The following is a 20,311-nucleotide window of genomic DNA, read 5'->3' as shown; positions in this document are numbered from 1 at the left end:
ATATAGAAAATGCAAAAGGAAAAAATAATTTTGGATTGCGACCCCGGACATGATGATGCCGTAGCGATAATGCTGGCTGCGATAAATCCAAAAATTGAATTATTAGGAATTACAGTTGTCGCAGGAAATCAAAAACTTGAAAAAACGGTAAATAATGCTCTTAAGGTTTGTAATCATCTGAATTTGAATGTTCCTGTCTATTCAGGAATGTCAAGACCTATGATAAGAGAACAGCTGATTGCGGATGATATACACGGGGAAACAGGATTGGACGGTCCAAAATTTGAAGAATTGAAAATAAAGGCTGAAAATAAACATGCAGTAAATTTTATTATAGACACTTTAATGAATTCGGATGAAAAAATAACTCTTGTTCCTACAGGTCCGTTAACTAATATCGGAATGGCAATAAGATTTGAACCTAAAATAATAGAAAAAATTAATAGAATAGTATTAATGGGCGGTTCATATCAGTTAGGAAATATGACACCTGCAGCAGAGTTTAATATTCTTGCAGACCCCGATGCGGCACATATCGTATTCAGTTCGGGAGTGAAGCTGGTAATGATGGGACTGGACTTGACAAGACAGGCTTCGGCAACTAAAGAAGTAGTAGAAAAAATAAAATCACTGAATAACAAAGCATCAAAATTATTTGTAGACTTAATGGAATTTTTTGCAGCTTCTCAGAAAAATGTCTTTGGTTGGACTGCTCCTCCCGTTCATGATCCTACTACTATTGCATATATAATTGACCCTGAATGTATAGAAGTGAAACCTATGTTCTGTGAAATCGAACTTTGGAGCGAAAGGTCATACGGTAGAACATTATGTGATTATTTTGGAATACTTAAGAAAAAACCTAATGTCGACGTAGCAATAAAACTTGATTTTGACAGATTCTGGAACCTTGTTTATGAAAATCTGAAATTATATAATAATCACGTTTAGGAAGTGATATAATTGAGTAAATTATTAGATGTATTTGAAAAAAAGAAATCTGAATATTTAGACTATTTAAAAAAATTTATAGAGATAGATACTCAGACAATTGGTCATGGAATAAAAGGCGGAAATGAAAAAAACGGACAAATTTTTCTGGAAAATTTATTCAATGAATTAGGTGCTTTTAAAATCGAAAGGGAATATTTGGACGATGATATTTTGAAAAAAGCATTGGAAAAATATAATGAAGGAAACTTAGGACATAATAATAATGACAGATATAACCTTATAGTCGAATTTAAAGGGAAAAATGATAAAACATTGATATTTAACGGTCATGTGGATACAATGCCAATCGGAAATAAGGAAGATTGGAAATATAATCCCTTTGGAGAAATTACCGAAAAGTATATTTATGGACGGGGTACGACCGATATGAAAGGCGGATTAATGGCAGCAATTATGGCTATAAAACTGCTGAAAGACTCAAATATGGAATTACCCTGTAACATAATAATAAACTCTGTAGCAGATGAAGAGGGCGGAGGAAACGGCAGCATTGTTACGGCAATAAACGGAAATATTCAGGGAGACGGAGTTATTGTATGTGAGCCGTCAGATAATAAAATCTTAGTTGCCCATATGGGATTTGTATTTTTCAAAGTAAAAGTAAAAGGCATTGCACTGCATTCGGCTGAAAAATGGAAAGGAATAAATGCGATTGAAAAAGCAATCAAACTTATAGAAGCCATTAATGAACTTGAGAAAAAATGGCTTATGAAATACAAACATCCGTTACTTCCGCCTCCTACAATAAATGTAGGAGTAATAAAAGGAGGAAGTGCGGGTTCTACAGTTCCTGATTATTGTGAATTTGATTTGTGTATACATTATATTCCGGGTGAGATGTCATATAGTCAGGTAAAAAAAGAATTTGAAGAAAAAATATTTGAAAGGGCACAAGGAGACGAATTTTTGAAAAATAATATTCCTGAACTGGAAATATATCAAATGGGAAGCGGGTTTGAAATAAATCAGGAAGATAAATTTGTCAAATATATAAAGGAAACTTGTGCATTAACTGACAATAATATTGATATTGCAGGAGGAACGGCAGGAAATGATGCAAGGGTTTTTTCAAATATATCAAAAATACCGACTGTAATATTAGGTCCGGGACTTTTAAAAGATTGTCATACAATAGATGAAAGACTGGATATTAATGAATATTATAAATATATAATTAATTATGCCAATATTATATTGAATTTTAAATAAAAAATTTAGGAGGAAGATATGTCAAAAATATTAATAGCAGGAGAATCATGGACAAGTCATACTATACATATAAAAGGGTTTGATACATTTACGACAAGCACTTATGAAGAAGGTGTAAAATGGCTGAAAGAAGCTCTTGAAAAAGCAAATCATCAGGTAACTTTTATTCCAAATCATTATGCGAGTGAGAAATTTCCAAAAACTAAAGAAGAAATTTCGGAATATGATGTCGTAATATTGTCAGATATAGGCTCAAATACTCTGTTGCTGCCGGCAGCTACTTTTTCAAGAAGCGAAAAAACTCCCAACAGATGTGAACTGATAAAAGAATATGTCGAAAATGGAGGCGGATTTTGCATGGTAGGAGGATATATGTCTTTTACAGGAATAGATGCTAAAACAAGATATGGAGAAACGGAAGTAAAAGATATTTTACCTGTAAATTTGTTGAAATATGATGACAGGGTTGAAAAACCTGAAGGAATTGTACCTAAAACTGTGAAAAAACATGAAATATTTGAAGGTATAGAAGGTGAATTTCCTTTCTTTTTAGGATATAATAAAACTATAGCCGATAATACGAAAGGAGAAGTAATAGCGATTATAAACGAAGATCCTTTTATAGCGACAGGAAAATTTGGGAAAGGAAAAAGTGTGGCATTCACTTCTGACTGTGCACCTCACTGGGGCTCAAAAGAATTTGTGGAATGGAAATATTATGATAAATTATGGCAGAATATTATAAAGTGGCTCACTTCATAATAAATAAACATTGACAAGCACACCGTTAAAAATATAAAATAATGGGAAATAAAAAACGAAGCGAGTGAAACGGTGGTATTATGAAAATACAGGATATAGCAAGACTGGCAAATGTATCTGTGGCAACAGTCTCAAGAGTAATCAATAATAATGACAATGTGAAAGAAGAAACAAGGAACAGAATAAACAGGATTATAAAAGAAAATAATTATTATCCTAATCTGATTGCAAGAAATCTGTCCAAAAATGAGAATAATACAATAGGAGTAATCATTCCTGATATAAAAAATTTGTATTTTGCAAGTATAATGGACGGTATAGTGAATGAAGCCAATAAAAAGGAACTGAATATTATTTTAGGATGTACTAATGAAAGTTTTAGATTGCAGAAAAAATATATAGAATTATTTATAGAACAGAGAGTGAAAGGCATAATAATTGCAGTAACACAAAATTCTTATGACAAAGTCGAATTTTTTGAACAGATTTCTTCTAAAATACCGTTAGTATTAATTGATAGAAAAATAAACAGACAAATGCCGGGAGTATTTTTTGAAAATTTTTATTCATCTTATGGAGTTATAGAAAAATTTATAAAAAATAATAGAAAAAAAATAGGATTTTTAGCAGGCCCCCAGACAATAAGTACAGCAAAAGAAAGACTGGAAGGCTATAAAAAAGCTCTAAAAGATTATAATATTAAATGTAACGAAAAATTAATACTCTATGGAGATTTTACATTGGAAAGTGGATATGATTTGGGGAAAAAAATTTTAAAAAGGAAAATAGACGCCATATATATATCCAACAACTCAATGACTTTAGGTTTTTTAAAGGCTCTGAAAGAATTAAACATAGACTCAAAAGATATGGAAATAGCAACTTATGAAGATAACGAAATCATAAAATTTATTGATGAAAAAATAATTTCATACGATATACCTTTTTCGGAGCTTTCCCGAAAGAGTATAGAGATACTCGAATTATTATTGAAAAATGATACTTTGGATACAGTGATTGAATTAAATCTTTAGAAAATAAAAAAGCTGCCTAAAAATAGGAGAATAATCATAAAAATATTGAAACTATATTTATTCTCAATCCTATTATTTTTAAGACAGCTTTTTTTATATCTTTCAGATTAATTATATTCTATATTCGTTCCTTTTAGTTTCCTATATAATCGTATATAAACTAAATTTTTTTCAGTTATATACTCATTTAGTCATTATGTTATTATCAATATTTTTTACTATTTTGATCCTGATAGCATTCTTTAAAAAGTATCCGCACATCAATTTATATTTTATCAAGTTTTATTATTTAAGGTATGATATTTCCTGCTGTTCTATATATGTCATACCATTCTTCTCTTGTGAGAAAGATATTTGACGCTTCTGATATATCTGAAATACGTTTGGAGTTCATAGTTCCAATTATTACCTGAATTTTAGCCGGATGTCTCAAAATCCACGCTGTTGCAATAGCAGTATCCGTAACATTATATTTATTGGCAAGTTTGTTTATAAGAATATTTAATTCTTTAAATTTATCATTATTAAGAAACACTCCTTCAAAAAAACCATACTGAAAAGGAGACCACGCCTGTATAGTTATATCGTTGAGACGACAATATTCAAGAATTCCGTCATCTCTGTTAATAGAGTTGTCATTTTTCATATTTACATTTAGTCCGTTATCTATAATTCCGGAGTGCATAATACTGAATTGTAATTGATTTACGATTAATTTTTGATTTATATATTTTTGCAGAAGCTCTATTTGTCCACGGTTTTGATTACTTACTCCGAAGTATTTTACTTTTCCCTCTTTATGGAGAATGTCAAAAGCAGAAGCTACTTCTTCAGGTTCCATTAATGTATCAGGCCTATGAAGCAGAAAGACATCTATATAATCCGTGTTCAGACGTCTCAGGCTTTCATTTGCAGAATTAATAATGTGTTCTTTAGAAAAATCAAAATGTGTTTTATAACTTCCGTCAGGATAATCGCAAACTTTTATACCGCATTTTGTCTGAATAAATATACTTTCCCTTTTAATATTATTTTTTTTTATAATTTTACTGAAAATTTCTTCAGATTTTCCTCTTCCGTAAATATCCGCATGATCAAAAAAATTAATTCCTGTTTCGATAGAAGTACAAACGGACTTTTCAGCTTTTTCATAAGAAATATCAGCCATTCTCATACATCCAAGGGATATTTCGGAAACATTTAATCCAATTTTTCCTAAATCAACAGTTTTCAATGTTTTTCTCCTTTATTATAATCAATTTTTATTTTTTATTTCTTTCCAGTCAAGTGTTTTTGAATATTCTTTAATGAAAGCTGCAAAAATTCCTAAAAATAATCCTAAAAATAATGAACCTGCAAGAATTATTTTTTTACTTAAAGCCGGTTTTGTATTTAGTGAAATAAGTTTGACAATGGGATTTGTATCATTTTCCAGCAATTTGTAATATGCAAGTCTGGAAACAAGAGTATCACTTAATGAATCTTTCGTCGTTCTTATATCAACATTCTGATTTAAAAAATTATATTGTTCCTGTAAAAGTTTAATCTGGCTGCTCAAAAAATTATTCTTTTTATTTGTCAAGTATTCCGAAGCAAGCTTTACATATTCTTTGGAAAATTCTTCTCCTTCAAATTTATTTTTAGTGGAAAATTTGACTTTGATAGTAGGATTATTACTCTCAGACTGGGCAGTGAGCCTTGAAGACATTTCTTTTAAAAACTTTTCATCAGACAGTCCCGTGTTTTTTAATGTTTTAGAATTTTTCTTCAGGAAAAGAAAAAAGTCGAAAGAATTCAGTGAATATTGAGAAGTTTCTCCTATTTCATTTAGAACTCTGTCGTATCCGTATAGATTGATTTCAGATTTAAAAGATTTATTTGTAAATGCATATACTGTTCCTAATCCTGTAATCAAAATAGCTGTTACAATTATAAGAAAAATATTCCTGTAAAGTATTTTTATTATTATATTTGGATTTATTGACTGTTGTTTTTCGTTATTCATTGGTTACTTCCTTTCAATTTTTTATCATATAAATTTTATCAGAAAAACATATATAATACAAACTAAATTTTAAAAAAATTCATAAAAAATATTTCTGTAACTATTTTTTAATGATAAAATATGATAAAATAAAAAATACATTATAAAGTAGAACTAAAAATAATAATACAAGAAATCATTCAATAATAACAGTGATAAATCACAAAATAATAAAATGAAAGGATAAAATCTTATTATGTATATAAATGAAGCAGTAGAAGAAATTCAAATATCAGATATAAGAAAAATATATGAAAAAATGCAGACATACAAAAATACTATAAATATGTCTCTTGGAGAACCTGATATTGATGTACCTCAAGAAATAAAACAAGCTGTGGCTTATCATGCCTTAAATACAAAGATAAAGTACTCTCCTGTGGGAGGAATGCCTGAACTAAGAGAAAAAATAGCGGATTTTTATAATAAAAATTTTGGAGGAAACTTTACCTCTGATAATGTCCTTGTAACGGTCGGTTCTACAGAGGGACTGGCTTCTATTATGAAAACTGTGATTGCTGCGGGAGATGAAATATTAATACCGACTCCTGCATACGTAGGATATGGCTCATTGATAAAATTATCAGGCGGGATACAAAAATATATTGATTTAAAAGGAAATGACTTCAAATTGACAAAAGAAATACTGGAAAAATATATAACATCCAAAACAAAACTTATAATTCTCACAAATCCCAATAATCCGTCAGGTACAACATTAGATGAGGAAGAAATGGAAAAAATTGTAAAATTTCTGAAAGATAGGGAAATATATCTTTTAAGTGATGAAATATATGCTTCCATAGTTTTTGAAAAATATACTTCTTTCGCAAAATATTCGGAAGAACTGAAAAAACAGCTTATAATAGTAAGCGGTTTTTCAAAATCCCATTCAATGACAGGATATAGGATAGGCTATATAATTACAAATCCTGAATTACAACTTCAAATAAAGAAAGTGAGCCAGTATAATGTTACAAGTACATCTACATTATCACAGTATGGAGCATTGACTGCCCTTGAAAAACATTCTGACAGAAAAGAAGTTTCAGAAATTTACAGAAAAAGAGTAGAATATTTTAAAAATGAACTTGAAAAAATAGGATTTAAATGTCTTGAACCCAAGGGAGCATTCTATATTTTTGCGGGATATGAAAACATTGAGAAACTGAAAAATATTAAATCTTTAAATTTTGCACTGGAATTACTTGAAAAAACAGGTCTTGCAATAGTTCCCGGTTCTACATTTCAGGTAGAAGGATATGTCAGATTTTCTATAGTACATGATATTCCTGTATTAAAAGAAGCTATTGAAAGATTAAAAAATTACATAGGAGTATAAAATTTTTTTAATAGACTATTTATCTGAATATTTTTGAAATTTAAAAATCGATAATCTTGCAAATTTGCAGAGAATAACAAAAAATAAAACAGGTCATAAAATTTTCGTAAAGAAATAAAATATAATGGAGAAAATAATGAAAAAAATGGATAATATGGAAAAAGTAGAAAAAAAATCATTAAAAAAGGGAGATTTATTAAAATTAAAAATTTCAAATTTAGATACGAAAGGAAGAACCTACGGTTTTCATGCAGAAAATAAAATTTATGTCAACATTAATGCAGCAGCAGAACAGACTGTTGAAGGAATTTTTGTAAAAAGACGACGTAAATACGAGCTGATAAACTGTAAAATAATTGATTTTGCAGGAAGAAAAAATATGATTTATGATGATATTGCCAGACAGAATGGCGGATGTAATTATCAATATTATACTTATGGAGAACAGCTCGCAATAAAGACAGAACATATTAGAAAAGAATTGAGTCGGATTATCAAAAATGACTATATTTTTGAAGAACCGATAAAAAGTCCAAAGCCTGAAAAATACAGGAATAAAATGGAATTTAGTTTTGGAAATATGGAAAAAGGCGGAGAGATGATTTTAGGGCTGCATCGTCAGAACAGCTTTCATGATATTGTAGAAGTTGAAGGTCTGAAATTAATGGACGATAATTTCAATAAGATATATATTTTTTGTAATGAATTTTGTAAAAAATTTTCTAAAGAAACAGGGCTTAATTTCTATCATAGATTAAGTCATATCGGCTTTTTTAGAAATTTGGTAATCAGAAAGGCGGAATTTTCAAAACAGATTTTAGTTAATATTATAACAACTACTCAAATTGATGAAGCAGAAAAAGAAAAATTTCAAAAAGAATTTAAAGAAGGACTGCTCGCATTAAAATTAACTGATAACTTTAAAATTACAGGTATTTTGCATACATTTAATGATAACTTATCAGACATGGTCATCTCTGAAAGTGAAACAATTTTATACGGAGAACGGGATTTGATTGAAAAACTTTTGGGATTAAAATTCAAGATAAGTCCTTATTCATTTTTTCAGACAAATTCTGACGGAGTCGAATTGCTTTATGAAAAAGTAATGGAATATATTGACAATATTGATGAGACAAAGTTCGATATAAAAGAAGAAAAAATAAAAGATACAAAGGACTGTGTTATTTTTGATTTATTCAGCGGAACGGGAACAATAGGACAAATTGTATCCAAAAAAGCAAAATATGTATATGGAATAGAACTTATAGAAGAGGCTGTAAAAAAAGCCAATGAAAATACTGAACTAAATAATATAGAAAATGCTGAATTTATTGCAGGAGATGTATTTGAAAAACTTGAAGAACTGGAAAAAAGAGAGATAAAACCTGATATTATAATCCTTGATCCGCCAAGAGCCGGTGTAGGAGAGAAAACAATAACAAAACTAATGAAATATAATGCTACAAATATAATTTATGTTTCCTGTAATCCGAAAACATTGGTTCAAGATTTGATAACTTTTCAAAATAATAGTTATAAAATAAAACAAGTCTGCCCTGTGGATATGTTTCCATTTACACCGCATATGGAAGTGGTAAATCAGTTAGTCAGAGAATAAATAAATTTTCATATTTATTTTGTTATTTAAGTGAAGAATATTATTTAAGTAGAAAATAAAAAAATTTATTTGAAAAAATCAGCAAAAGGTATTGAAAATATTACTATAAATAATATTTTTCTGAAATTTGACAAATTTATAATACCTGTGTTATTCTAAATATTATATTATTTTAAAATAAAATAAAAATTCCAAAAATAATTAATATTTTAAAATATAAAAAAATATAGAAAAGGGGAAGATTATGGCTATTGCATTAAATAGAAGTAAAAACGATTTTACAAATAATCCATTTTTTAAAGCAGTAAGTAGTGTAGCAGGTAATATAATTACAAAGACACAGGAAGTAACAAGTAATGTTGTTAATGAAACTAAGAAAATAGCAGGAAATATTGCAAGAGGAACTAAACAGGTAGCGGGAAATGTAGCAAAAAGTACTGTAAAAATAGCAAAAAATATAGCTAATGAAACAAAAAAAATAAGAAATAATGTAGTTAGTGAAACGAAAAGAATAGTCAACAATGTTAAAAGAGAAACTAAAAGAGTGGCCAGCAATGTAGCCAAAGGGACAAAAAAAGTAGCAGAAAATATATCAAAAAGTACAGTTAAAGTAATAAGCGATATCTCAAATGAAACAAAAAGAGTAATCCGCAATGTAAATAAAGAGACAAAAAGAATAGCGGGTAATATAGTAAAAGGGACAAAACAAGTAGCAAGTAATATAACTAAAGGAAATTTTGCAGTTCTAAATGGTGTAGTAAAGGATATAGCAAAAGAAACCTCAAAAATAGTAAGAGGTGTGGCTAAGGAAAGTTACAGGATTGCAACTAATGTAGCCAAGGGGACATCAAAAGTAATAAGTGGTATAAGCAAAGAAGCAGGAAAAATAGTAAAAAATATTGCAAGGGAAACGAGTAGAATAGTAAGGGATGTAACTAATGAAACTAAGAGAATAACAGGCAACATAATAAAAGGAACAGCGGGAGTAGCAAAAAACATAATTAAGAGTACGGCTAAAATAGCAAATGATGTAAATAAGGAAACAATAAAAATAGTAAAAGACGTGGCTAAAGAAACAAACAGAATAAAAGATAATGTCATTAAAAATGTAAAAACTGTCTTATATAACGCTTCAAAACTTCCCATTATAGGTTCTAATGCAAGGGACTTACATGCACTTCTACAGGAAGCGGAAATAGAACAGATAAATAAAGAACTGGATGCACAGGAAGAAGAGCAAGATAAAAAGACTTTTTATGATAAAATATCCAATATGGAGCTTGATGAATCAACAGTATCAAATAGAGTTGGAGCAACAGACGGTTCTGCTGATAAATCTATTTATAACAACTTTAAGAAAGGTGAATTAAAAGTAGGAATGGATATTACTATTGGTAGTGGAAATGGAAAAGAAAAACTTAAAATCCTTGAAATAATGGATAAGACAAAATCAGGGATTAGAGGAATTGCAGTAGGAAATATGAAAACAGGAAAAGTAGAAATTATTTTAGAGGGAAGTATGCCACCAAACGAATTTTTTAAAAATCCAACGAAAGTCACTAAGCATTGGCTAAATAATATGCAGGGTAATATGAGAAGAACTTCATCGGGTTTACTAAAAGGAGCAACATCACTAAATCTTCCTAATTTTAGTGATGTATACAGGTCTAATGAAAATGGGACACCATTAGATTATCAGGAAGCTTTGGAATTTTCAAAAAAAATTCAGAATGAATATAAAAACGGAAAAAATGGATTTAAGGGATTAGTAAGAGTTAGTGGACATTCGAAAGCAGGAGGAGCCTCAATTTATATAGCATCACATCTAAATATAGAAGCAATAGCAGTAGACCCTGCACCGGTAAGTAATCCTGGAAGATATTTATATAATAATAAAATTCTTACAGTTATTCCAAATAATGGAGATGCTCTTTTAAACTATACAAGAGAGAATTCTAAAGGTGCAACAACTTCTATTTCTAAAGTATATGGGATAGGTGAGCTTGAAGTAAAAAAAGTATTTGAGAGCTTAAATCCACTTTCTATATCATATGGAGTAGACAAATTGGAAGAAAATATTAAAAATATTATGAAGCCTCCAAGAACAAGTCATTTACCTGCAGTGAAAGTAGCTGCATTCAAAGATAAAAATGGGAAAATTGATAATCATAAAACAGATCCTGATGATGTTAGAAAAAAAGAAATAGAAATGTTGAGAGATATAAAAATCTATAAATCTAACAAAAATAGAGGAAGATAAATATGAAAATAAATAGAAAAACAAAATGGATACTATTTATAGTTATCATCATAAGTGTATGGATTATAAACCATAAGGTATTTATACCCAAGAGGGAGAGAGAAGAATATCTTGATAATACAACAGAAACTCTATATAAAAATTTCAAACTCAAAATAAATAAAAATGACTATAAAGCAAAAATTTTTCATGATACAAGAAATTTAATAGAACCTTTTCATTATTATTTTTTAGAGAAAAAAAATAATAATATAAAATATACCCATTTTATTGAAAAATGGGATGAATGTGGTCGTCCTTATTTTGATATTGGAAATGAACATACAAGTTTTTTTTCAAAAAGTGAAATAATAGAACTAATACGTTTATTAAAAATTTATGGATTTGGACCATATTTTGTAAATGAATTTATTTATGATAAAAGTAAGGGAAATGATTTTGAAAAAATAGAACAAATTCTTTCAAAATATGAAAAAAAATATAATTTGTCTTCCGATACAGGTGGATATTCTTGTATTAGTTTCATAAAAACAAGTAAATTTGTAAGTTCATCTATTTTAAATGTGGATGCTGATTCTGAAGATTATTATGAAGTATTACAAATTGAAAAAAAATTCATCTCATATTTCTCGATTGAAAGGGATTTTGATAAAATAGACTGGTATGAGTTTAAAAAATATTTAAATATAAAACCAATTTTATCTTTCTATTCAGATGCAAGTAAAGAAGAATTACAAAAATTATTAGAAGAAATAAAGCCATATTATAATAAAAATGAGTATATTATAACTTTTTCAAGCAAGAAAGGTGAAGATATTTGGTAATAGAGTTATTGTGTTTTCATTGGAGAAGAATTTGATTATTATTTAAATTTAAAAACTAAGAAAGGAACAGATTATGTATAAATCAAATAAAAAGAAAAAACTAATACTTATATTTTTATCGATTATTATATTGTTTTTCCTGATTACTACATTCTATCCTATAATAAAAAGAGAGATATATTTCAATAAAACTTTTGATAATATATATTCTAATCTTAATGTTAAAATAAATAAAAAAGATTATAAGGCGATAAAGTACAAAGATTATAATTGTTATAGATTAGAAAATAAAAATACCGAAATTGCAAAATTAAAATCAAAATATATAACTATTTATAGCTCAATTTATTGTAATAAAAGCTATATAAATTATTATATATCTGATTATTATGAATTTTATGTAAAAAAAGGAGCAAAAGAATTATTTTATCTGATAAAGCATTATGGCTTTGGACCATATTTTGTAAATGAGTTTATCTATGATAAAAGCAAAGGAAATGATTTTGCGAAAATAGAAGAGATTTTTTCAAAATACAGAACAAAGTATAAAGACACTGTAGATAATTATCTGACTTTTGTAGAAGTGAATAAAGCGGGAGCTGGAGGAATTGTAAATATAGATGCTAATCCTAATGATGAGTCTAAACGGTCAGAATACCAGAAAAAATTTGCCTCGTATTTCTCAGTGAAAAGAGATTTTGAAAAAATAGACTGGTATGAATTCAAAAAAACTATGAATATAAGACCTGCATTAGCATTTTTTATAGATGTGAACAAAGATGAGATGAAAAAAATATTTGAAGAAATAAAACCGTATTATAATAAAAATGAGTTTATTATTGTACTATTAAGTAACGACGGAGAATCAATTTGGTAATATTTATTAAATAGATGATTTTTATTAAATAAATAATTCTATATAATGGTAAATAATAATGTTTCAAATATAATTTATATTTTCGGTAATTTGAAAATATTTATATATATCACTGTTAATTTAATCTATATTGACTAAAATGAAAATAATAAAAAATAGTTAAAAATATGAAATAATAAAGATATTAATAATTTAAATTAAAAAAAATAAATTTTAAAGTTAGAGAAAGGAAGAAAAACAAAATGAAAACAGATTTTAAAGAAGACAATAAAGCGAAATTATTAGCACATCCGGTAGTAAAAATTTTTGAAGAAACTATGGATACAATCCAGGCAGGAAATATAGATGAAGTATTTGATTTAAATGAAGAAGAAAAACAGTCATTTGAAATTTTAGAAAAACCGATAAAAAGAATAAGATACAGAATAATGAATGTAAAGGAAGAAAATGGATTTTCTATTTTAAGTGTTAGTTTAATAATTTCAAATTTGAGTAAAGCAAAGAAAAAATTATTTGAAAAAGTTGAAAAATTAAGATTTAAGTTAAATAAGAAAAGTGAAAAAGAAATAGAAAAAACTACTCTAAAGTGGTTCAAAGAAATTATTGATGAAGAGGTAGACGGAGAAGATGCGAAACGTAATATAGACACTATTACTATCAAATATAAAAAAGTCGGAAATGAATGGGTAGTAGAAGACGATTCGGAACTTGTCAAAGCATTTGGATTTAGGATAGAATAAACATTAAATAAAAAAGAATATTTATCAGATGATTATTTTAAAAATAGAAAATCTTCTAATTAAATATTCTTTTTTTGATTTTTTATTGTTAGTCTTTTGTTTAGTTTTTACTGATTTTATTTAAAAAATATGCTGTAATCATTGCTTCCTGTTACTTTTGTATAAAGCCATAAACAGAAATATATAATTCCTGCTATATATATAATAAAAAATATCACATTGAGAATTAAAAGTATCATACTATATTTACATGCTTTTCCATAAGAATCAAAGAACTTTTTTAAATCTTTACCATTTTTATTAATACAAAAAATTTTTAAATCTTTTGAAGCATTTAAAAGTTTAATCGAAATTATAATCGTATAAATACCTCCTATTAAACCGATTATAGATAATGTCGATATAATTCCATTTATTATGCCTAATATTCCCATTATTTTATTATATAAAATAATTTTTCTGAAATCATTTAATAATTTTAAATCCAAGTCAAAAGTAATTATTTCAGAAATATGAAAATTATTTGATTTTAATTGCAGCTTCTGTTTATTTTTAGTTTCTGATATTTTATTGAATATTTTTTTTATTTTCATTTTTTTGTTATTTTCTTTAAAATCCATAAATTATCCCCTTTCTTTATGAATTTTATTATATTATAAGTTTCATATTTTAAAATGATAATTTTATTATAATTTTCAGTTTGTTATTTAATTTATTATTTAATCGAAATCTAACTCACTATATCTGAAAATATTCCTATCATAAGGATAAATATAAATGTTCCAAATGAAAGAATAATAAATGTTAATAAAAAAATCAAATAATATTTTACAGATTTGGCTGCATGTATAATGGCTAATCTAAAATTTTCTTCATCCTTTTTTATAACAGCCTGCTCCAAATTATCTCCTGCCTGATAAACTTTCAATCCAATAAAAATAAATGGAACACCAATAATAGCACCTATTATAAGTAGACAGTACATTACACCGAGAACAATGAGAAGGATACCAAATATTTTACAGACAATGGAAAGAAATTTCATATTTTTTGACATTTCAGTATCCATTTTGAGGGGTATAATATCAACATCATCTTTTTCATTTTTCGGAGAAACTGACAATTTTTCATATACGCTATCTTTAAGACTTGGATATGTGTCCAATTCTCCTGTCGGCTTTTTTTCATCTTCCAATTTTTTTCTTATATCATCTTCTATACTCACTTTTGAGCCTCCTTTCAAATTATATAGATTCTAATATAATTAGAAATAATTGTCAATAAAAACTGTTAATTAGATAGAATAGAGATTTATAACTACCCTTATTTATATTAATTATAAGATATTAATATAATTTATGTGAGTAGAAGAAATTTAATTATAACTGCATATATGGATTAACTTTTGAAGTTATAACATGAACTTGCCTGAGATTAGCGGCAATTACAAATAAAATATTTATAGAAAAAATTTTATAAAAATGTTATAATTCAATAAATATCAATATTATATCAAAAAAGGCTATTTCAAAAATTGGAAATTTATAATAAAAATAATACAAAAAATGATGATTATAAAGTTTTTATATTTTGACAAATTGTGAAATTTAATAAAAAAGGATGAATAAATGTTATTTTTTGTATATTTTATATTTATTTTTATTTTGAGAAAGCCTTTAATTTTAAGTAAGAAAGGAAAGTTTAAATGATAAAAAAATTATTGGCATATATAAGAGAATACAAAAAGCCATCTATTTTATCTCCTATATTTATTGCATTGGAAGTATTGTTGGAAATACTGATACCATTTTTAATGGCTTCAATAATAGATGACGGACTTAATAAAGGAAATCTTCAGCATATATATTTTATAGGATTTATAACTTTAATAATGGCTATGTTTTCCCTTTCGGCAGGATTTGCAGGGGGAAGAAATGCGGCAAGAGCGTCAGCAGGATTTGCAAAAAACATAAGAAAAGCCGTATTTTACAAAATACAGAATTTTTCTTTTACAAACATAGATAAATTCTCAACCGCAGGACTTATAACAAGATTTACGACAGATATTGCAAATATACAAAATTCTTATCAGATGATACTGAGACTTCTAGTAAGAGCTCCGTTAATGCTTATATTCGCGACATTGATGACTGTCTATATAAGTCCCGAATTGTCAACAATATTCCTTGGAGCAATTTTAATACTGGGAATAGTAATGGCAGTGATTATATTCTTAGTTCATCCGATTTTTACAAGAGCTATGAAAAAATACGACAGAATAAATTCGGACCTTCAGGAAAATATAAATGGAGTAAGAGTTGTAAAAGCCTATGTAAGAGAAGATTATGAGATTAATAAATTCAAAAAATCTACGGATACATTGAAAAATACAATGTTAAAAGGAGAAAAAATCATAATATTTGTAGCACCCGCAATGCAGTTCTGCATGTATTCCTGTATTGTACTTCTTTCATGGTTTGGAGCCAAAATGATTGTAACCGGCAACCTTACTACAGGACAGCTGATGAGCTTATTTTCATATACGGCAAATATTCTTATGAGCCTTTTGATGTTTGCAATGGTTTTGGTAACGATAACTCTTTCGAGAGCGTCAGGAGAGCGGATAGTAGAAGTTCTGGATGAAGAGCCAAGTATAAAAAATCCCGAAAACCCTGTATATGAAGTAAAAGACGGTTCAATTTCTTTTGAAAATGTGAATTTTAGTTACAGCAATAATCCCGAAGTTTTAAATTTGGAAAATATCAATCTAAAAATCAATCAGGGAGAAACAATAGGAATTATAGGGGGAACCGGAAGTGCCAAATCAGCTCTTGTTCAGCTTATCCCGAGATTGTATGATGTACTTGGAGGAGAAGTCAGGGTCGGCGGAGTAAATGTAAAAAACTATGATATAGAAACTCTCAGAAAAAATGTAGCTATGGTATTGCAGAAAAACATACTTTTTTCAGGAACAATAAAGGAAAATCTTATGTGGGGAAATAAAAATGCTACTGAAGAAGAAATGATACGTGCCTGCAAATTAGCTCAAGCAGATGAATTTATACAAAAATTTCCTGATAAATATGATACTTATATAGAGCAGGGAGGGTCAAATGTTTCAGGAGGACAAAAACAACGTCTATGTATAGCAAGAGCTTTACTGAAAGACCCTAAAATATTGATTTTGGATGATTCAACAAGTGCTGTGGATACAAAGACGGATAAACTTATAAGAGAAGCTTTTAAAAACGAAATACCTGATATTACAAAGATTATTATTGCCCAAAGGATTTCATCTATAAAAGACGCAGATAAAATAATCGTTCTTGATGACGGTAAAATAACGGGGATTGGTGTCCATGAAGAACTTATAATTTCAAACAGTATTTACAAGGAAGTCCATGCTTCTCAAGAAGAAGGAGGAAATAAAGATGAGTAAAACCGATAATAATAACAGAAACAGAGGAAAAGAATTGAAAGCTCTTATCCGTCTGCTCGGATATATGTTCAAATTATACAAATTTCAGTTTATAGCCGTCATAATACTCATATTATTAAGCTCATTAAGCATGGTTGTAGGTACTATGTATACAAAACAGCTGATTGACGGATATATCACCCCTAACATAGGAAATCCTAATATCGATTTTGCTCCTCTTCTAAAAATTATAGGAGCAATGACAGCTATATATTCAGCAGGAATTATATGTACATATTTATATGAAAAGTTTATGATAGTCGCAGCACAGGGAACATTAAAACAGCTTAGAGATGATGTGTTTTCGCATATGGAAAGACTTCCGATAAAATATTTTGATACTCATGCCCATGGAGATATAATGAGTGTTTATTCGAGCGATATAGATACACTTCGTAATATGATAACTGAAAGTCTGGCTCAAATAATATCATCAATAATAACAGTTATAAGTGTACTTATATCAATGTTTATACTGGATATACCTCTGACGATATTTACACTGATTATGGTAGTAATTATGTTGAGTACTACGAAAAGTATAACGTCAAAAAGCGGAGCAAACTTTAAAGAACAGCAGGAAAATATCGGAGTCGTGAACGGATATATCGAAGAAATGCTTGAAGGATTGAAAGTTGTCAAAGTGTTTTCCTATGAAGAAGAAGCCAAAAAGAAATTTGATATTTTAAATGAAAAATTATTTGAGAGTTCCAATAACGCCAATAAATATGGAAATATTTTAGGCCCGATTATAGGAAATCTTGGAAATATAAATTTTGTTCTTACGGCTTCAATAGGAGCTTTTATTGCCCTTTCAGGTATAGGAGGATTTACTTTAGGGGGACTTGCTTCATTTTTACAGTTTACAAGAACTCTAAATCAGCCCATATCTCAGACAGCCCAGCAGATTAACTCCGTTACGCTGGCAGCAGCAGGGGCATACAGAGTATTTAAAGTCCTTGATGAAAAACCTGAATTTGACGAAGGATACGTTAAACTTGTAGATGCTGAAATTGATAATAAAGGAAATATAGTAGAAGTTGACAGACACACAGGAATATGGGCATGGAAACATCCTCATGAAGACGGAAGTACAACATATGAAAGACTTCTTGGAGATGTTGTTTTTGAAGATGTTGATTTTGGATATAATGAAAATAAGATTATATTACATAATATAAATTTATATGCAAAACCCGGAGAAAAGATTGCCTTTGTAGGAGCTACAGGAGCAGGAAAAACAACTATTACAAATCTGATAAACAGATTTTATGATATACAGAACGGGAAAATAAGATATGACGGTATAAATATTCAGAAAATAAATAAATCCAACTTAAGAAAATCATTGGGAATAGTATTACAGGATACACATCTGTTTTCAGGTACAGTTGCCGATAATATCCGTTATGGAAAACTTGACGCCACTGATGAAGAAGTGCATGCAGCTGCAAAACTTGCTAATGCTCATCATTTTATCAAACATTTGCCTAACGGATACGACACTTATCTAAGTAATGGCGGAGCCAATCTTTCCCAAGGACAGAGACAGCTTCTTTCCATAGCAAGAGCTGCCATAGCTGACCCGCCTGTACTTATACTTGACGAAGCAACTTCGAGTATAGATACGAGAACGGAAAAAATAGTTCAGGAAGGTATGGATAAGCTAATGAAAGGCAGAACAGTATTTGTAATAGCTCATAGACTTTCCACTATTAGAAATTCCGACGTGATAATGGTTCTGGAACAGGGAAGAATAATCGAAAGGGGAAATCATGATGAGTTGCTGAAACAAAAAGGAACTTATTATCAGTTATATACAGGAGGATTTGAACTGGAATAAAGAGAAAAATAATTAGAGAGGAATATATGAAAGATAGTCTAAAAAAAAGAATGTTAAAGTTTTTAAAATATATCTTTTTAGTTTTCCTTATCCCGTTTATCTTTGTTCAATTCCTGATTTTATCAGGATTTGAAAATCAATCGGATAAACAGGTCGACTATGTTATAATCTTAGGCGGAAGAGTATACGGAGATAAGCCGTCCCGTTCTTTAAATGAAAGAATAAAAACTGCTACAAAATATTTAAAAAAACATAGAGATATAAAAGTGATAGCTTCGGGAGGCACAGGAAAAGGAGAAAATATTTCTGAAGCGGAAGCCATAAAAAGGGAACTGATTAGAAACGGAATTGATGAAAATAGAATTATAAAAGAAGATAAATCTACAAATACGGTAGAAAATTTAAAATTCAGTCAGGCAAAAATAAAGGAAAATGAAAGTAAAAATAAAGAAGAAAAAATTAAAATACTTATAGTTACAAACGATTATCATATATATAGAGCAAAAAAAATTGCAAATTTACTAAATTATGAGGCTTATGGACTGGGAGCTCCAACTCCCTTAATTTCATTACCGAAATCATACCTCAGGGAGTTTGCATCAATAATTAAATATTATTTTATAAAAAACAGTATAAAATAATAGGAAATATGTGGTATAATAATATAAATTGAAAAATATTTTATGAAAAAGAGGATGAAAATGAAAAAATTATTATTAGCAGCATTTTTAGTATTGGGAGTTCATTCTTTCAGCTGTGAATTTATGAAAAATCCTGATATTTTACTTGGAAGAGTAATTAATAAAATAAAACAGGAAAAGAAAACTGATGAGATCTTCTGTGATAGTGAAGAATTGAGAATGGCTTATTATATTATTGAAAATGGTGATTATAATCTGAACATCGGTATAAAGATAAGAATAGGCGAAAAAACTACAAATAACGATTTTAGAAATGATTTTTATAGAAAATTGACTGATTATTCCAAACTTTTACAATCAGTAGACAGAAAAAATCTCAATGGATTGCCTCTTCCTGACAAGGAAGTTTTAAGATTTTACGGTCAGATAGATGTCAATAAAAATTTCTTTTTTATTGGAAAATATGAATATGACAGAAAAACTAATAAATACAAAATGATTGTAAGTTCTCAAGGAAAACAGATTTTTGACCAAATGGGATTATTTACAGGAGTAAATGTAGAATACTCTGATGAAATTATATTTTAATTGTAAAAAATTTAAATAAAATTCAAACTGACAG

18 protein-coding genes are annotated in these 20,311 nt (G+C 28.3%); 14 read left to right on the top strand and 4 right to left on the bottom strand.

The features are described 5' to 3' along the window. Nucleotides 1–9: 9 nt before the first annotated feature. The 4 genes from ACO5J6_RS02955 (at nt 10) to ACO5J6_RS02940 (ending at nt 4,019) form a co-directional block, all read left to right on the top strand. The gene (locus tag ACO5J6_RS02955; RefSeq protein ID WP_485641959.1) at nt 10–951 is read left to right on the top strand and encodes a nucleoside hydrolase; all 942 of its coding nucleotides are present in this window, start codon (nt 10–12) and stop codon (nt 949–951) included. Between the two features lie 12 nt (nt 952–963). After that, entirely contained in the window at nt 964–2,223 is a 1,260-nt protein-coding gene (locus tag ACO5J6_RS02950) for a M20 family metallopeptidase (protein WP_485641958.1), read from the top strand. Nucleotides 2,224–2,241: 18 nt separating this feature from the next. Beyond that, nucleotides 2,242–2,985: a glutamine amidotransferase gene (locus tag ACO5J6_RS02945; RefSeq protein WP_485641957.1), complete on the top strand. Its 744-nt coding sequence runs from the start codon at nt 2,242–2,244 to the stop codon at nt 2,983–2,985. Nucleotides 2,986–3,065: 80 nt separating this feature from the next. Then, nucleotides 3,066–4,019, top strand: a complete 954-nt coding sequence (locus tag ACO5J6_RS02940) for a LacI family DNA-binding transcriptional regulator (RefSeq protein WP_485641956.1) — start codon at nt 3,066–3,068, stop codon at nt 4,017–4,019. Between the two features lie 289 nt (nt 4,020–4,308). Here ACO5J6_RS02940 and ACO5J6_RS02935 read toward each other — a convergent pair whose 3' ends face one another. Together ACO5J6_RS02935 and ACO5J6_RS02930 are read right to left on the bottom strand one after the other, a co-directional pair. Continuing rightward, on the bottom strand, nt 4,309–5,253 hold the full coding sequence (locus ACO5J6_RS02935) for an aldo/keto reductase (RefSeq protein ID WP_485641955.1): 945 nt from the start codon (nt 5,251–5,253) through the stop codon (nt 4,309–4,311). Nucleotides 5,254–5,274: 21 nt separating this feature from the next. Next, nucleotides 5,275–6,024, bottom strand: coding sequence for a lipopolysaccharide biosynthesis protein (locus tag ACO5J6_RS02930; protein WP_485641954.1), 750 nt, complete (start codon nt 6,022–6,024; stop codon nt 5,275–5,277). A 235-nt stretch (nt 6,025–6,259) separates the two neighbouring features. Here ACO5J6_RS02930 and ACO5J6_RS02925 point away from each other — a divergent pair, with 235 nt between their 5' ends. The 6 genes from ACO5J6_RS02925 (at nt 6,260) to ACO5J6_RS02900 (ending at nt 13,727) form a co-directional block, all read left to right on the top strand. Beyond that, on the top strand, nt 6,260–7,405 hold the full coding sequence (locus ACO5J6_RS02925; protein ID WP_485641953.1) for a pyridoxal phosphate-dependent aminotransferase: 1,146 nt from the start codon (nt 6,260–6,262) through the stop codon (nt 7,403–7,405). 154 nt (nt 7,406–7,559) lie between these two features. Beyond that, the gene (rlmD, locus tag ACO5J6_RS02920) at nt 7,560–9,026 is read left to right on the top strand and encodes a 23S rRNA (uracil(1939)-C(5))-methyltransferase RlmD (protein ID WP_485642011.1); all 1,467 of its coding nucleotides are present in this window, start codon (nt 7,560–7,562) and stop codon (nt 9,024–9,026) included. A gap of 244 nt (nt 9,027–9,270) precedes the next feature. Beyond that, nucleotides 9,271–11,286 (top strand): hypothetical protein, encoded by a 2,016-nt coding sequence (locus tag ACO5J6_RS02915; protein ID WP_485641952.1) that lies wholly within the window; start codon nt 9,271–9,273, stop codon nt 11,284–11,286. A 2-nt stretch (nt 11,287–11,288) separates the two neighbouring features. After that, a complete protein-coding gene (locus ACO5J6_RS02910; RefSeq protein ID WP_485641951.1) occupies nt 11,289–12,110 on the top strand; it encodes a hypothetical protein in 822 nt (273 codons plus the stop codon). A gap of 73 nt (nt 12,111–12,183) precedes the next feature. Next, a complete protein-coding gene (locus tag ACO5J6_RS02905) occupies nt 12,184–12,987 on the top strand; it encodes a hypothetical protein (RefSeq protein WP_485641950.1) in 804 nt (267 codons plus the stop codon). A 242-nt stretch (nt 12,988–13,229) separates the two neighbouring features. Next, on the top strand, nt 13,230–13,727 hold the full coding sequence (locus tag ACO5J6_RS02900) for a hypothetical protein (protein ID WP_485641949.1): 498 nt from the start codon (nt 13,230–13,232) through the stop codon (nt 13,725–13,727). 116 nt (nt 13,728–13,843) lie between these two features. On the opposite strand, the gene ACO5J6_RS02895 is transcribed toward ACO5J6_RS02900, so the two are convergent. Both ACO5J6_RS02895 and ACO5J6_RS02890 read right to left on the bottom strand, forming a co-directional pair. Further along, entirely contained in the window at nt 13,844–14,347 is a 504-nt protein-coding gene (locus tag ACO5J6_RS02895; RefSeq protein ID WP_485641948.1) for a DUF5362 family protein, read from the bottom strand. Between the two features lie 110 nt (nt 14,348–14,457). Next, the gene (locus ACO5J6_RS02890; protein WP_485641947.1) at nt 14,458–14,952 is read right to left on the bottom strand and encodes a DUF5362 family protein; all 495 of its coding nucleotides are present in this window, start codon (nt 14,950–14,952) and stop codon (nt 14,458–14,460) included. A 480-nt stretch (nt 14,953–15,432) separates the two neighbouring features. Here ACO5J6_RS02890 and ACO5J6_RS02885 point away from each other — a divergent pair, with 480 nt between their 5' ends. The 4 genes from ACO5J6_RS02885 to ACO5J6_RS02870 are packed head-to-tail and all read left to right on the top strand — an operon-like array spanning nt 15,433 to nt 20,277. After that, nucleotides 15,433–17,166, top strand: coding sequence for an ABC transporter ATP-binding protein (locus ACO5J6_RS02885; RefSeq protein WP_485641946.1), 1,734 nt, complete (start codon nt 15,433–15,435; stop codon nt 17,164–17,166). After that, nucleotides 17,159–19,048, top strand: coding sequence for an ABC transporter ATP-binding protein (locus ACO5J6_RS02880; RefSeq protein ID WP_485641945.1), 1,890 nt, complete (start codon nt 17,159–17,161; stop codon nt 19,046–19,048). Before ACO5J6_RS02885 ends, ACO5J6_RS02880 begins: the two co-directional genes overlap by 8 nt. A gap of 26 nt (nt 19,049–19,074) precedes the next feature. Continuing rightward, nucleotides 19,075–19,689 carry a YdcF family protein gene (locus ACO5J6_RS02875; protein ID WP_485641944.1) on the top strand — a complete coding sequence of 205 codons (615 nt, stop codon included), beginning with the start codon at nt 19,075–19,077 and terminating at the stop codon, nt 19,687–19,689. A 60-nt stretch (nt 19,690–19,749) separates the two neighbouring features. Further along, nucleotides 19,750–20,277 (top strand): hypothetical protein, encoded by a 528-nt coding sequence (locus ACO5J6_RS02870; RefSeq protein WP_485641943.1) that lies wholly within the window; start codon nt 19,750–19,752, stop codon nt 20,275–20,277. Nucleotides 20,278–20,311 lie beyond the last annotated feature (34 nt).

This window comes from Pseudoleptotrichia sp. (genome assembly GCF_057270515.1).
Note: the sequence above shows the minus strand (reverse complement) of the source record. Positions and strands in the feature narration are given on the sequence as shown.

Coding starts and splice junctions, on each gene's coding strand:
- ACO5J6_RS02955 (WP_485641959.1), top strand. CDS start 10: ATGCAAAAGGAAAAAATAATTTTGGATTGCGACCCCGGACATGATGAT.
- ACO5J6_RS02945 (WP_485641957.1), top strand. CDS start 2,242: ATGTCAAAAATATTAATAGCAGGAGAATCATGGACAAGTCATACTATA.
- ACO5J6_RS02940 (WP_485641956.1), top strand. CDS start 3,066: ATGAAAATACAGGATATAGCAAGACTGGCAAATGTATCTGTGGCAACA.
- ACO5J6_RS02930 (WP_485641954.1), bottom strand. CDS start 6,024: ATGAATAACGAAAAACAACAGTCAATAAATCCAAATATAATAATAAAA.
- ACO5J6_RS02925 (WP_485641953.1), top strand. CDS start 6,260: ATGTATATAAATGAAGCAGTAGAAGAAATTCAAATATCAGATATAAGA.
- rlmD (WP_485642011.1), top strand. CDS start 7,560: ATGGAAAAAGTAGAAAAAAAATCATTAAAAAAGGGAGATTTATTAAAA.
- ACO5J6_RS02915 (WP_485641952.1), top strand. CDS start 9,271: ATGGCTATTGCATTAAATAGAAGTAAAAACGATTTTACAAATAATCCA.
- ACO5J6_RS02910 (WP_485641951.1), top strand. CDS start 11,289: ATGAAAATAAATAGAAAAACAAAATGGATACTATTTATAGTTATCATC.
- ACO5J6_RS02905 (WP_485641950.1), top strand. CDS start 12,184: ATGTATAAATCAAATAAAAAGAAAAAACTAATACTTATATTTTTATCG.
- ACO5J6_RS02900 (WP_485641949.1), top strand. CDS start 13,230: ATGAAAACAGATTTTAAAGAAGACAATAAAGCGAAATTATTAGCACAT.
- ACO5J6_RS02895 (WP_485641948.1), bottom strand. CDS start 14,347: ATGGATTTTAAAGAAAATAACAAAAAAATGAAAATAAAAAAAATATTC.
- ACO5J6_RS02885 (WP_485641946.1), top strand. CDS start 15,433: ATGATAAAAAAATTATTGGCATATATAAGAGAATACAAAAAGCCATCT.
- ACO5J6_RS02880 (WP_485641945.1), top strand. CDS start 17,159: ATGAGTAAAACCGATAATAATAACAGAAACAGAGGAAAAGAATTGAAA.
- ACO5J6_RS02875 (WP_485641944.1), top strand. CDS start 19,075: ATGAAAGATAGTCTAAAAAAAAGAATGTTAAAGTTTTTAAAATATATC.
- ACO5J6_RS02870 (WP_485641943.1), top strand. CDS start 19,750: ATGAAAAAATTATTATTAGCAGCATTTTTAGTATTGGGAGTTCATTCT.